At 71.4% G+C, this 13291-nt stretch carries 12 protein-coding genes; 3 read left to right on the forward strand and 9 right to left on the reverse strand.

The genetic code is table 11. The features are described from left to right. Positions 1-43: 43 nt before the first annotated feature. From serC to ABTZ94_RS21140, 7 genes are all read right to left on the reverse strand, one after another. Positions 44-1162, reverse strand: coding sequence for a phosphoserine transaminase (gene serC, locus ABTZ94_RS21110; protein WP_351202590.1), 1119 nt, complete (start codon positions 1160-1162; stop codon positions 44-46). Between the two features lie 95 nt (positions 1163-1257). After that, positions 1258-2466 (reverse strand): cytochrome P450 family protein, encoded by a 1209-nt coding sequence (locus ABTZ94_RS21115; protein WP_351202591.1) that lies wholly within the window; start codon positions 2464-2466, stop codon positions 1258-1260. Next, entirely contained in the window at positions 2463-3719 is a 1257-nt protein-coding gene (locus tag ABTZ94_RS21120) for a cytochrome P450 (RefSeq protein ID WP_351202592.1), read from the reverse strand. Before ABTZ94_RS21120 ends, ABTZ94_RS21115 begins: the two co-directional genes overlap by 4 nt. Then, positions 3716-4390, reverse strand: a complete 675-nt coding sequence (locus tag ABTZ94_RS21125) for a GTP-binding protein (protein WP_351202593.1) — start codon at positions 4388-4390, stop codon at positions 3716-3718. The genes ABTZ94_RS21120 and ABTZ94_RS21125 overlap by 4 nt, the downstream gene beginning before the upstream one ends. Continuing rightward, positions 4371-4733: a DUF742 domain-containing protein gene (locus ABTZ94_RS21130; protein ID WP_351202594.1), complete on the reverse strand. Its 363-nt coding sequence runs from the start codon at positions 4731-4733 to the stop codon at positions 4371-4373. The genes ABTZ94_RS21125 and ABTZ94_RS21130 overlap by 20 nt, the downstream gene beginning before the upstream one ends. Beyond that, positions 4730-5176 carry a roadblock/LC7 domain-containing protein gene (locus ABTZ94_RS21135; RefSeq protein WP_351202595.1) on the reverse strand — a complete coding sequence of 149 codons (447 nt, stop codon included), beginning with the start codon at positions 5174-5176 and terminating at the stop codon, positions 4730-4732. Before ABTZ94_RS21135 ends, ABTZ94_RS21130 begins: the two co-directional genes overlap by 4 nt. Next, positions 5173-6612: a sensor histidine kinase gene (locus tag ABTZ94_RS21140; RefSeq protein ID WP_351202596.1), complete on the reverse strand. Its 1440-nt coding sequence runs from the start codon at positions 6610-6612 to the stop codon at positions 5173-5175. The genes ABTZ94_RS21135 and ABTZ94_RS21140 overlap by 4 nt, the downstream gene beginning before the upstream one ends. 275 nt (positions 6613-6887) lie before the next feature. On the opposite strand from ABTZ94_RS21140, the gene ABTZ94_RS21145 reads away from it, so the two are divergent. Continuing rightward, positions 6888-9740, forward strand: coding sequence for an FAD-binding and (Fe-S)-binding domain-containing protein (locus tag ABTZ94_RS21145; protein WP_351202597.1), 2853 nt, complete (start codon positions 6888-6890; stop codon positions 9738-9740). 94 nt (positions 9741-9834) lie between these two features. Here ABTZ94_RS21145 and ABTZ94_RS21150 read toward each other — a convergent pair whose 3' ends face one another. Further along, a complete protein-coding gene (locus tag ABTZ94_RS21150) occupies positions 9835-10332 on the reverse strand; it encodes a hypothetical protein (RefSeq protein WP_351202598.1) in 498 nt (165 codons plus the stop codon). Positions 10333-10817: 485 nt separating this feature from the next. Here ABTZ94_RS21150 and ABTZ94_RS21155 point away from each other — a divergent pair, with 485 nt between their 5' ends. Beyond that, entirely contained in the window at positions 10818-11813 is a 996-nt protein-coding gene (locus ABTZ94_RS21155; protein WP_351202612.1) for an ArsR/SmtB family transcription factor, read from the forward strand. Positions 11814-11897: 84 nt separating this feature from the next. On the opposite strand, the gene ABTZ94_RS21160 is transcribed toward ABTZ94_RS21155, so the two are convergent. Beyond that, positions 11898-12050: a hypothetical protein gene (locus ABTZ94_RS21160; RefSeq protein WP_502967279.1), complete on the reverse strand. Its 153-nt coding sequence runs from the start codon at positions 12048-12050 to the stop codon at positions 11898-11900. A 160-nt stretch (positions 12051-12210) separates the two neighbouring features. Between ABTZ94_RS21160 and ABTZ94_RS21165 the strand changes: the two genes are divergently transcribed. Beyond that, the gene (locus tag ABTZ94_RS21165) at positions 12211-13188 is read left to right on the forward strand and encodes an EamA family transporter (RefSeq protein ID WP_351202599.1); all 978 of its coding nucleotides are present in this window, start codon (positions 12211-12213) and stop codon (positions 13186-13188) included. Positions 13189-13291 lie beyond the last annotated feature (103 nt).

Raw genomic sequence — 13291 nt, forward strand, 5'->3', positions numbered from 1 at the left:
CGGATCCCGTACCGCAGGCGCCTCGGAGGCGTACAGCTGCTCGTTACAGCTTCTCGATCACGTAGTCGACGCAGGCCGTCAGGGCCTGGATGTCCGACGGGTCGATCGCCGGGAACATCGCCACGCGCAGCTGGTTGCGGCCCAGCTTGCGGTACGGCTCGGTGTCGACGATCCCGTTGGCGCGCAGCGCCTTGGCGACGGCCGAGGCGTCGATCTCGTCCGCGAAGTCGATCGTGCCGATGACCTGGGAGCGCTTCGCCGGGTCGGTGACGAACGGGGTCGCGTACTTGGACTCCTCCGCCCAGCCGTACAGGTTCCGCGCCGAGGTGGCCGTGCGGCGGACCGAGAAGTCCAGGCCGCCCTGGGTGTTCAGCCAGTTCAGCTGCTCGTTCAGGAGGAAGAGCGTGGCCAGGGCCGGGGTGTTGTACGTCTGGTTCTTGAGGGAGTTGTCGATCGCCGTGGGCAGGCTGAAGAACTCCGGGATGTGGCGGCCCGACGCGTGGATGCGCGCGGCGCGCTCCAGGGCTGCCGGGGAGAAGACGCCGATCCAGAGGCCGCCGTCGGAGGCGAAGGACTTCTGCGGGGCGAAGTAGTAGACGTCCGACTCGGTGATGTCGACCGGCAGGCCGCCCGCGCCGGAGGTGGCGTCCACGAGGACCAGGGAGCCCTCGTCGGCGCCCGCGACGCGCTTGACCGGCGCGGCGACACCGGTCGAGGTCTCGTTGTGCGTGAACGCGTAGACATCGACGCCCGCCTCGGCCTGCGGGTCCGGGTGGGTGCCCGGGTCGGAGGCGATCACGGTCGGGTCGGCCAGCCACGGGGCGAGCTTGGCGGCCTTCGCGAACTTCGACGAGAACTCGCCGAAGGTGAGGTGCTGGGACTTCGTCTCGATGAGTCCGTGCGTCGCGATGTCCCAGAAGGCGGTGGAGCCGCCGTTGCCCAGGATCACCTCGTAGCCCTCGGGGAGGGAGAAGAGGTCGCGCACGCCCTGACGTACCGCGCCGACCAGGTTCTTGACCGGGGCCTGGCGGTGGGACGTACCGAGAAGAGACGTACCGGTGGCGGCCAGCGCGTCGAGCGCCTCCGTCCGCACCTTGGAAGGACCGGCGCCGAAGCGTCCGTCGGCGGGCTTGATGTCAGCGGGAATCTGGATATCGGCCACGAACCGGAGCGTAGTACCTCACGGACACGGTCGAGGACCGTGTCCGTCGGATGAGACGCACGCTCCGGGCCGTGGACGGCGTACGAGAAGTCCGGTCAGCCCAGTTCCACCGGCAGGTCGTGCAGGTCGTTCTGGGTGACGATCGGCTTGTTCCGCAGCTCGGCCGCCGGGACGGCGAGTTCCAGCTCGGGGAACCGCTCGTACAGCGCGGGCAGCGCCACCCCCGCCTCCAGCCGGGACAGTGCCGCACCCGGGCAGACGTGCGCGCCGTGGCCGAACGCGATGTGGCGGTTGGGGGAGCGGGTGATGTCGAAGTCACCGGCCGTCGGCCCGTGCTGCGCCTCGTCGCGGCCGAGCGCGCCGAACGAGACGATCAGTGCCTCGCCCTTCGGCAGGACCTTGTCGCCCACCTTGACGTCCTCAGTGGCGAACCGGATCAGTACATGCGAAGTGGGCGTGTTCCAGCGCAGGGTCTCCTCGATCACGTTCTCCCACGGCACGTCTCCGTTCAGCACCTGCGTGCGCTGCTCGGGGTGTGTCTGGAGCGCGACGACCGCGTTCACGATCAGGCTGATCGTGGTCTCGTGACCGGCCGTGATGATCAGCTGGAGGGTGTTGACGATCTCCTCGTCGGTGAGGTGGTCGCCGTCCTCGGAGGCCACGATCAGGGCGCTGGTGAGGTCGTCACCAGGGTTCTCCCGCTTGGAGTCGACGATCTTCGTGAAGAGCGCGCCGAGGTCCGCCATCATCTGAGGGACCTCCGCCGGCGGTGTCTGCGTCGAGAAGAACTTCTCGAAGAGCTCCTTCAGCCGCGGGTGGTCCGCGCTGTCCACGCCCATCAGCTCGCTGATCACGTTCATCGGCAGCGGATACGCGAACTCCGCCTTCAGGTCGACCCGCTCGCCCTTCGGCAGCGCGGCCAGCCGGTCCAGGCTCGCCTTGGTCAGCGCCTCGATGCCGGCCCGCAGCCGCTCCACCCGCTTCACGGTCAGTGCCTGTGCGACCAGGGTGCGCAGCCGGCGGTGGTCCGTGCCGTCGACCGTGAGCATGGAGCGGCCCGGGTTGGCGAGGCCGATCAGCGGCCAGTCCATGGGTATCTCGCCGCGCTGCCAGGCGCCCCAGACGTTGATGTCCTTCACGATCCGGCTGTCGGTGAGAAGCTGCCGCGCCTCGGCGTGGTGGGTGACCGCGTAGCAGTGCACCCCGCCCGGCAGTTCCACCTCGGCGAGCGGGCCCGCCGCCCGCAGCCGGGCGCTCTCGCCGTCCAGGTCGGTGACAAAGGCATCGAGGGCGATCCGAGTCATTTCTGGCCTCCGATGGCGGGGGTGGGCGTGAAGGCCACCGGCAGGTCCGTCAGGCCCCGCAGCCACGGGGACGGGCGCCGGGTGAGCTGCCCGGCGGGGACGGCGAGGTCGATGTCCGGGAGCCGGTCCAGCAGCACCTCGATGCCGGTACGGGCGATGACCTCGGCGGTCTCCTGGGCCGGGAACGGGCAGCGGTGCTCGCCGTGACCGAAGGAGAGGAACGCGTTGTTGCCGCCGGTCAGCGCGGAACCGTCGGTGCGGACCTGCGGGTCCGCGTTGGCAGCGGCGATGCCCAGCAGCAGCAGGTCGCCCGCCTGGATGAGGCGGCCGCCGAGATGGGTGTCGCGCGATGCCCAGCGGCCCGCGATGTTCTGCGATGGAGTGTCCTCCCAGAGCACCTCGTTCATCGCTTCGGCGACGCTGTGCCGGCCGCCCGAGAGGGAGGCGGCGAACCGGTCGTCGGTGAGCATCAGCCGCAGCGAGTTGCCGATCCAGTCGGCGGTCGGCTGGTGGCCCGCCGCCATCATGACCATCAGGTCCTGCGCGACCTCCTCGTCGGTGAAGCCGCCGCGGTCGGCGATCATCCGCGAGGCGACGTCGTCACCGGGCTCGGTGTGCTTGTCGGCCAGCAGCTGGAACATGGACGAGGCGAGGTGCTGCTGGCCGGCCAGCGCCCGCTCCCGGCCGTCGATCATGTCGTTGAGCGAGCCGACGAGCGCGTGGCCGATGGCGTCGTTGAAGCCGTAGATCTTCGCCAGTACGAGGGCGGGGAGCAGCATCGCGTAGTCGGCGATGATGTCGGTTTCGCCCGTGGTGCAGAACTCGTCGACGAGAGTGTCGGCGAACTCCTCCGCGTACCGCTTGAGCGCGAACGGGTCGACGGCCTCCAGGGCATTGCTGATCATTTCGGCGCGTTCGGTGTGCCGGGGGCCGACCGTGTAGAGGATGGACGGCTGCTTGCGGCCGATCATGGGGAGCAGCGGCCAGTCGTCGGGGATGCGGTCCCACTGGTTCCACAGGTCGGAGTCGCGGCTGAACAGCACCGGGTCGCTGGTGAGCTGGTGCAGTTCGCGGTAGCCGAGCACCAGCCAGGCGGGGACGTCGCCGTCCAGGACGACGGGTGCCACGGCCCCGTGGTCGCGGCGCATCTCCCGGTACAGCCGGGTCGGTTCGGTCTGGAACCGGGGGCCGGAGAGCGGCGCGCGGCCCTGGGACACGGGGCAGCCGGTGGGTGGCGCCGGGGGCTGGGTCACGAGGTGGGCTCCGGGGTCTTCTCCGGCGCGATCTCCGGACGGGCGGCGGACGGGTCGGCAGGCGTGGTGGCGGACGGCGCCGAGGCCCTGCCGCGCGACAGGGTGTGCAGGTGCTCGACCAGCGTGATCAGTACGTACTTGCTGGAGGAACGGTCCCGGGCGTCGCACTCCACCAGGGGTACGTCGTCCGAGAGGTCGAGCGCCTCCCGTATCTGCTGTTCGGTGTGGAGCGGGCCGCCGAAGTCGTTGCACGCCACGATGAACGGCGTGCCGTGGTGCTCCAGGCGGTCGATGGCGTACCAGGAGTCGGCGAGCCTGCGGGTGTCGACGAGGACGACGGCACCGAGCGTGCCCGAGAACAGCCGGTCCCACAGGAACCAGAACCGTTCCTGGCCGGGGGCGCCGAAGAGATACAGCACCGAGCGTTCGTCGAGCGAGATCCGGCCGAAGTCGAAGGCGACGGTTGTGGACGTCTTCGACTGCACACCGTCGAGATGGTCGACGGCCTCACCCGCGCGGGTCATGGTCTCTTCCGTGTTCAGCGGACGGATCTCGCTGACGGAGCGGACCATGGTGGTCTTGCCGACCCCGAAGCCGCCGACGACGACGATCTTCAGTCCGTTGTCGGCCGTCGCCCGCAGGGCGGCACGGTCAGAGATTGCGGAGTCCAACGAGCACCTGTTCCAGGATGTCGGGGTCGGGGAGCCGGTCCGCGACACGGGCGGTACGGGGGTGACGGGCGCTGATCCGGCCGGTGTCCAGCAGATCGGACAGCATGATCCGGACGATGCTGACGGGCAGGCCGAGGCCCGCCGCGATCTCCACGACCGCGGTGGGCAGCTGGCACATCCGCAGGATCGCGACGTGCTCCGACTGCATGCCGGGGGTCGGCTCGCACTCGGAGACGACCAGCGTCACCAGGTCGAAAGCGTCCGAATCGGACCGGCTGCGGCCACCGGTGAGGGTGTACAGCCGGTCCGGGTCGTCGTCCCGGCCGGGACGGGGGCGGGTCATACGTCCGCTGTCGCGTCGACGACTGCGGTGGCCTCGGGGGCCGAGGGGGAGCGCGGCGGGGCGCTCAGGTGCTCGCCGAGCTGCTCGACGAGTTCGCTCATGTTGTGGCCGATGAAGCCGACGTCGGCGTCCTCGGAGGCGACGACCGCGAGATGGGCGCCCGCGCCCGCCTCGACGATGAACAGCACACCGCCGTAGAACTCGGCCATCGCGGACCGTACGCCGCCGGTGCCGTCACCGAACTCGACGGACGCGCCGTGCGACAGGCTCTGGATACCGGCCGAGATCGCGGCCAGTTGGTCGGCCTGGTCGACGGAGAGCTCGGGGGTACGGCACAGCTTGAGGCCGTCCCTGGACAGGACGAGGGCATGTCGGGTGCCGGGGGTGCGCTCCAGGAGCCCCTCCAGCAGCCAGTTGAGCTTCTCGTCGGTGGTCGCGGTCATCGGGTGTTGCCTTCTTCCGGGTGCGGGGAGTTGGCCCGAACAGCCTGGCGGAAGCTGCTGAAGCGGGCTGCCTGTTCCTTGGGGTCGGCGGTACGGGGCCGGGGGGTTTCGGTGGCACCGCCCGCGTTGGTACGGGCCTCGGCGGCGGCGAGGGTGCGGCCGCGGGCACGCTTGGGGAGCCCGCTCTCACCGAACCGGGGGAGGTTGCCGGTGGTCTCGGACGCGGGGGAGTCCGAGAGGGCGGGGTCGGTCTCCGTTGTTGTCATGTCCGCCGTTTCGTGAGCGGGTTCCGGCTCGGACGCCGGCTCGGATGTCAGCCGGGGCGTCGGCTCCGGGACCGGCACCGGAGTCCGGGTGAGGAGCTCCTGCGGGAGCATCATCAGAGCGCCCGTACCACCGCGCGCGGACGGCCGGAACGACACGGTCAGACCGTGCTTACGGGCCAGCCGGCCGACGACGGCGAGGCCGAGCCGGGTGCCGGAAAGACCCGTCAGGTCCTGGTTGGTGGCCGACACCGCGCGCTCGGCGCGGCGCAGCTGCACATCGCTCATGACCAGGCCGCTGTCCTCGACGGTCAGGACGATGCCGGCCGGCACGTCCTCGACGTACACATGGACCTCCGCCGTGGGCGGCGAGAAGTTGGCGGCGTTGTCGAGAAGTTCGGCGAGTGCGTGCATGACGCCCTCGGCGGCGTGGCCGGCGACCGCGACATCGCTGGTCGAGTGGAGACGTACCCGCTGATAGCCGCTGATCCGGCCCATCGCGCCGCGCAGGATCGACTCCATCACGATCGGCTTCGCCCAGCGCCGTCCGGAGCGGGCGCCGGTCAGCACGGCGATGGAGTCGGCGAGCCGGCCTGCCTGGGCGGTGCGGTGGTCCAGATGGAGCAGATCGCCGAGCACGTCCTCGGCGGCGTGCCGGTGCTCCATCTCGCGCAGGTCGGCGAGCATGCTGGTGGCCAGGGCCTGCATCCGCCCCGCGGCGTTGGCACAGGCGGCGACAGCGGCGGAACGCTCGGCGTCGCTGCGGGCGGCGCGGGCGGTGAGCCGCTCGACCTCGGCGCTGAGCCGTTCGGACTCGGCGACGGCCTGCGAGGTGACCCGTGCGGTCTCGGCCTCGGCGGCGGCCTTGATCCGGGCGGTCTCGGCGGTGAACCGCTGGCCCTCGGCCGCCGAGGCCGAGACGAGCCGGCTGATCTCGCCGGTGAACCGCTGGGCCTCCGCCGCGAGACGGGCGCGCAAACGGTTTGCGGTGGCGCGGGCATGGACGGCGGTGGCCACGGCGGCGGACAGCAGTACGGCGGCGGCGCCCGCTCCCCAGGCCAGCGTGGTCCGTACCGAGTCGGGGGCAGCGACTACCGCCCACAGGCACAGGGACCCGGTGACGGCCAGTGAGATCAGCAGGGCCAGTGCGGTCGGCCGGGATGAGGGGCTCAAGTGGGGTCCTTGGTGACGGACGGGGCGGACAAGGCGGGCAGGTCTGATCGGGACAGTTCGGCACGACAGGGGTGAATGCGGCAACTGGAGTTGATAATTCCTAGGTAAGTCGGGGTCACTATATGAGAATTGACGCTCTTTTTGGGAAGAGCTTGTGGCGTTTTCTGTCACGTATGTGACTACGAGTCCGACGTATTCCGGCGTATTGACGTATTCGGGGGGACTCGCGCGGGCGTGAGACCGCCGAGTGACCGGATCAACGGCATCCTGGGCCCATGGCCGCACATCACGAACCGACGGAACGCGCCGCACTCGCACAGGCCCTGAGCGCCGCGGTCCGCGGCGAGGTCGACTTCGGTCCCACCGCACGGGCGCTGACGACGATGGACGCCTCCAACTACCGCCGCGTACCGCTCGGCGTCGTCACCCCGCGCGACGCCGACGACGTGGCCGCCGCGCTCGCCGTCTGCCGCGCACACGCCGTGCCCGTGGTTCCGCGCGGCGGCGGCACCTCCATCGCCGGGCAGGCCACCGGCACCGGTGTCGTCCTCGACCTCACCCGTCATATGCAAAAGATCGTCGAACTGGACGCCGAATCCCGTACCGCGGTCGTCCAGCCGGGCGTGATCCTGGACGACCTGCGCACCGCCGCCGCCCCGCACGGCCTCACCTTCGGACCCGACCCCTCCACGCACAGCCGCTGCACGCTGGGCGGCATGATCGGCAACAACTCCTGCGGCGCGCACTCGGTCGCGTGGGGCACCACGGCCGACAATGTGCACGCCCTGACCGTGGCCCGCTACGGCGGCGGCACACTGCGGGCGGCCCGGGCCGGGGAGGCCGAATCCGCCTCCGGACTCTCCGGACTCTCCGGACTCATCGGACTCTCCGAACTCATCGGCGAGAACCTCGCCCTCCTGCGCACCGGATTCCCTGACCTCCCGCGCCGTATCGCCGGATACGCCCTGGACGCACTCCTGCCCGAGCGCGGAACCGACCTGGCCCGCGCCTTCTGCGGCAGCGAGGGCACGCTCGGTGTGGTGACGGAAGCGACCGTACGACTGGTCGAGGCACCGGCGGCCCGCGCGCTCGCCGTACTCGCCTACACCGACGAGTCCGCGGCCGCCGAAGCGGCTCCCGGCCTGCTCCCGCACCACCCCCTGACAGTGGAGGGCATGGCCGCCGATCTCGTACGGGAACCGGCCGGGCTGCCGCACGGCGGTGCCTGGCTCTTCGTCGAGACCGGCGGCGCCACCCCGGCCGAGGCGCGGGCGCACGCCGAACGCGTCCTGCGGGCGGCCGACGCGCGGGCCGGCACGGTCGTCACCGACCCGGCCGGACAGCGGGCCCTGTGGCGCATCCGTGAGGACGCCGCCGGCACAGCAACCCGGATGCCGGACGGTACGGAGGCCTGGCCCGGCTGGGAGGACTGCGCCGTCCCGCCCGCCCGCCTCGGTCCGTACCTCCGGGACTTCCGCGCCCTGCTCGGCGCCCATGGGCTGCGAGGCACCCCGTACGGGCACTTCGGCGACGGCTGCATCCACGTCCGGATCGACTTCGACCTGCTGGACCCCGAGGGAGTGGCCCGCTTCCGCCGATTCTCCGAGGAGCTGGCGGACCTGGTCGTCGCGCACGGCGGATCACTGAGCGGGGAACACGGCGACGGCCAGGCCCGCGCCGAACTGCTCCCTCGCATGTACGGAGACGAACTGGTCGCCCTCTTCTCCCGGTTCAAGGAAATCTGGGACCCGTACGGCGGAATGAACCCCGGCATCCTCACCCGCCCCGCCCGGCTCGACGAGAACCTCCGCTTCGAGTCGCTGCCGAAGCGCCCGGTGGACGTCACGTTCGGCTACCCGCACGACGGCGGCGACTTCTCCGCGGCGGTACGCAGATGCGTGGGCGTCGCCAAGTGCCGTACGACACAGCCGCCGGGCGCGGGCGTGATGTGCCCGTCGTTCCGGGCGACCGGCGAGGAGGCCCACTCCACCCGCGGCCGGGCCCGGCTGCTGCACGAGATGCTTGCGGGCGAGGTGATCACGGACGGCTGGCGGTCGACGGAGGTGCGCGACGCGCTCGATCTCTGCCTGTCCTGCAAGGGCTGCCGCAGCGACTGCCCGGTGGGCGTCGACATGGCCACGTACAAGGCGGAGTTCCTGCACCACCAACACCGGGGGCGGCTGCGCCCGGCCGCCCACTACACGATGGGACGGCTGCCGGCATGGCTGCGTGCGGCGGCCCCGTTCGCACCCGTCCTGAACGCCCTGGCCCGGGTGGGCCCGCTGGCATCCCTGGCCAAACGGCTGGCGGGCATCGCTCCGGAGCGCACCCTCCCGGTACTGGCGCGGGAGACGTTCAACCGATGGGTCCGCAGGGGCTGGGACGGGAAGACGCGGATCCTGTCGAGCGACCAGTGGAGGGCCCGGATGGTGACCGTCTGGCCGGACACTTTCACGACGTACCTCTCCCCGGAGGTCGGAAAGGCGGCGGTCCGGGTTCTTGAGGCGGCGGGCCGCACAGCCGTGTACCCCGGCCGGGGCGTGTGCTGCGGCCTCACGTACGTCTCCACGGGACAGCTCGACAAGGCCCGCAAGGTCATGCGCCGAACCCTGGACCGGATGGGCGTCTGTCTCGGCGACCCGCTCGTCGTCCTCGAACCGAGCTGCGCCGCGACTCTCCGCACGGACCTGCCCGAGCTCCTCCCCGACGACCCGCGCGCGGCCGAACTCGCGGGTTCGGTCCGGACGTTGGCGCAGTACCTGGAGGAGTACGCCCCCGACTGGCAGCCACCGCGCCTGGACCGCCCGGCCACCGGCCAGACCCACTGCCACCAGCATGCGGTCCTGGGTGACGCGGCGGACCGTCGCCTGCGTGAACGGGCCGGGCTGACCGGCGAGTTGAGCGGCGGCTGCTGCGGACTGGCCGGGAACTTCGGCTTCGAACGGGGCCACTGGACGGTATCGGCGGCCTGTGCGGAGGAGACCCTGCTGCCGTCGGTACGGGCCGCGGAGCCAGGCACGGAGTTCCTGGCGGACGGCTTCTCCTGCCGCACGCAGCTGGAGCAGCTGGGCGGGGTGCGGGCCCGGCACCTCGCGGAGGTGCTGGCGGAGGGGATGACCGAGGACTGAGCACGAGCGCCGGGCGGGGGCGCGCGCACACGGGCCCGGCCCCGGTCGATGGCGACCGGGGCCGGGCGAGTGCGAGGTGTGTCCGGGCGCGCGGTCAGCAGTTACGGATGGACCAGACGGGGTTCCAGTCCTGCTGCCGCCTTTCGCTGAACGGCTTGAAGGTCTTGATGACATTGCCGGACTGACCGTAGAAGGTCGAGGTCGGGTTGCCGGTCTGCAGGTTCCAGTAGTAGCCGGTGTTCCCCCAGTTGGACAGGTAGTACCGGTTGCAGTCGTAGAGGTGGAAGATCTCCCAGTTGGCAGTCGTGGGGTCCCAGACCGCGGCACAGAGGTTGCCGCTGTCGCAGTAGAAGGTCCCGCCTGGTGCCACGTGCTGGGACGTGGCGGACGGGCTGACGCTCGGAGAAACCGCGGCCAGCCCCTGGGGCGACGCGACCGCGGCCCCTGCGGGAGCGGCCGGCGCCCTCAGGACCTGTCCGGCGTCCCCCCGGTCGAGAGGCGCGGCGGCCTGGGCGGAGCCGGCGGTGACGCCGGCCGTGAGGGCGAGGATCAGGGCGCTGATGGCGCCGATGAGTGAGCGCTTGTGTCGCATGTGAGGAACCCCCCTGTCGGAACGGCACGCACGCGAAGTCCGCGTACGGGTGCGAACCGGACTCCGTTCTGTCCTTCTGTGTCCCTGTTCGCGGTGACAGGCTGCCGTCGGCGGACGAACCGGTGCCACACGTTGAAGCTGTCGCTTAAGCGTCCGGCGCACAGGCGGGGTACCGCATCGAACGGGCATTCTGGGCGGCGAGCGGTACAACATCGAAGAAATGTCAGAGAAGCGCGTTTTCCGGACATCTCCCTCACTCTGTCTTGCTCGCCCCTTGCCCGGCGTCGAAGGTGAAGGGGCAAGCCACACCTCGGGGGGTCGCATGTATCAGGCCGCACCGGAAGGCGGGCGTCGGCCACCGGCCGGACTGCTCGACGTATGTGACGGCTGAGAGGCCGCACTCCGGATCCACCCGGCGAGCCCTTGCCGTACAGGTGCCGTCGCGCAACGTTCGAGCGACCACAACGGGAGTTCCCTTGCTGCGGGTGCACTTCACCCATGAGGACATCGCGCGCGTCCGCGTCGCCGCGGCGCCCGACCCCATGTGGGAGATCGTCAACAGTTTCCAGGCGCTGGTCACCGGGAGGAACCCTCTGATGTTCGGCGACTGGCGGCGCCAGGGCCGACAGCGGATGACCCCGGTCTGCCTGATGCTGGCCCCGTTGCTCCCGCCGGTCGGCTACTTCCCGGACTTCCTCACACCCGACCTGGGCGGTACGTTCGATCTGGACCACGCGGTCGAGACCGTGCTCGGCACGCCGCGTTCCACGTTGCACGACAATCTGGCGGCGCTCGCGATGACGCGGAGCCGGGCCCGGCCGCTGCCATCGGTGTACCGCTCACTGGCCGACGGCTCGCCGGAGGCGTTGAGCCGACTGGGCACCGCCCTGCACACGTACCACCAGAACGTCCTCGCGCCCTTCTGGCCGCGGATTCAGGCACAGCTGGAGGCCGACCTGGCCATGCGCGCGCGGGCGGTACTGCGGGGCGGCACGGACGGGCTGCTGGGAGGCTTCCGCCCGGTGCTGCGGTGGCGGCCGCCGGTGCTGGAGGCGGACTACCCCGTCGAGCGCGACCTGTGGCTCGGCGGTCGCGGCCTGCTGCTCCAGCCCTCCTTCTTCTGTTTCCGCACGCCGGTCACGCTCGCCTCCGACGAGGCGGCGCCGGTCCTCACCTACCCGATCCAGCACACGCCCGGCTGGGCGCGGGAGGGCGGCGTCGAGGAGCGGGGCGCCGGGCTGGGCTCCTTGATCGGCGGCACTCGCGCCGCGATCCTGGAGGGCGCCGTGGCCGGTCGTGCGACCGGTGAGCTGGCGCGCCGCCTCGGCATCTCCGCGGCAGCCGTCAGCCAGCACACCGCGGTCCTGCGCCGGTGCGGGCTGCTGCTGAGCGTGCGTCGCGGCAAGCACGTACTGCACACGATCACACCGGCGGGACTGGCCCTGCTCGACGGCCGGCCGGGGGTGCCGGTGGGCGGATGAGCAGGCCGGGCGGATGAGCAGGCCGGGCGGGGTGCCTGCGTCGTGTGCGGCGTCCCGGCCGCGGTGCCGCACACGGACGTTCGCTCATTCCGGGGTGGCCCGCGCCACGATCTCCCGGGCCGGCGCGGCGAGGCCGGCGAGGGCCGGATGTCCGGGGGCGTCACGCCGGGCGAGCAGGACCGGGACGGCCGGGGCGCCGACGAGCGGGCGGTGGACGACCCCGGTGTGCGGGTGCACATCGGCGGTGGAAGCGGCGGAGACCCCGACGCCGCGCCCCGCCGCGATGTGCCAAGCGGAGATGCATACCTTAAGAAGAGGTGCCGCGCGCCGAGAGTGCAGTATCTTATATCGAGAAGTGCATTGAAGTGCACTGTTGGACTCGGGAGGAACACCGCAGGTGAACGACCAGCGCAGTGCAGCAGGGGTGGCGGCCACGGAGCAGGCCGCGACCGGCGCCGTACCGGAGGCGGTGTCCGCCGTGGCCGGGGCGGCAGGTCCCGCACGCCCCAAGGGCCGGAGGGCGGCACTCGCCCCGGTCGCGCTGGTGGTCGCGGGCGGCCTCTCCGTCCAGTTCGGCTCCGCGATCGCGGTTCTGCTGATGCCGCGGGCCGGCGCGCTCGGGGTCGTCACCCTGCGCCTGGCCGTCGCCGCGCTCGCCATGCTGATCGTCTGCCGCCCGAAGCTGCGCGGCCACTCTCGCGCCGACTGGGGCACGGTCCTCGCGTTCGGGGTGGCGATGGGCGGCATGAACACGCTCTTCTACCAGGCCGCCGACCGCATCCCGCTGGGCGCGGCCGTCACCCTGGAAGTGCTGGGCCCGCTGGCCCTCTCGGTGATCGCCTCCCGCCGCCTGGTCAACGTGGTGTGGGCCGGTCTCGCGTTGGGCGGCGTCGTGCTGCTGAGCGGGGCTGGCTTCGACCGCCTCGATCCGGTGGGCGCCGCGTACGCACTGGGCGCGGGCGCCATGTGGGCCACGTACATCGTCTTCAGCGCCCGCACCGGCCGCCGTTTCCCCCAGGCGGACGGTCTGGCGCTGGCCCTGGCGGTTGCCGCGCTCCTCTCACTGCCCCTCGGCATCCTGGAATCGGGCTCGAAACTGCTGGTCCCGTCCACGCTGGGGCTGGGCGCGTTGGTGGCGCTGCTGAGCTCGGTCCTCCCGTACACCCTCGAATTCATGGCGCTGCGCCGCCTGCCCGCGCCCACCTTCGCGATCCTGATGAGCCTGGAACCGGCCATCGCGGCGACGGCCGGCTTCCTGATCCTGGACCAGGCCCTGACGACCACCGACGCGCTGGCGATCGCCCTCGTCATCGGGGCGAGCATGGGTGCGGTACGGAGCCAGACGCGGCGCGGGAAGCCCCACGAGCTCGCCTGACGTCCGGCAAGCCCGGGGCGGGGCGGCGGACGCGATGGCGTGGTCCGGCCCTTGCTGACCGGTCACGTCCACGGGAGCATGGCGGCCCGTACACAGGACCACG

Source organism: Streptomyces sp. NPDC002785 (genome assembly GCF_040295565.1).
In the GTDB taxonomy this organism is placed as follows: Bacteria; Actinomycetota; Actinomycetes; order Streptomycetales; family Streptomycetaceae; genus Streptomyces.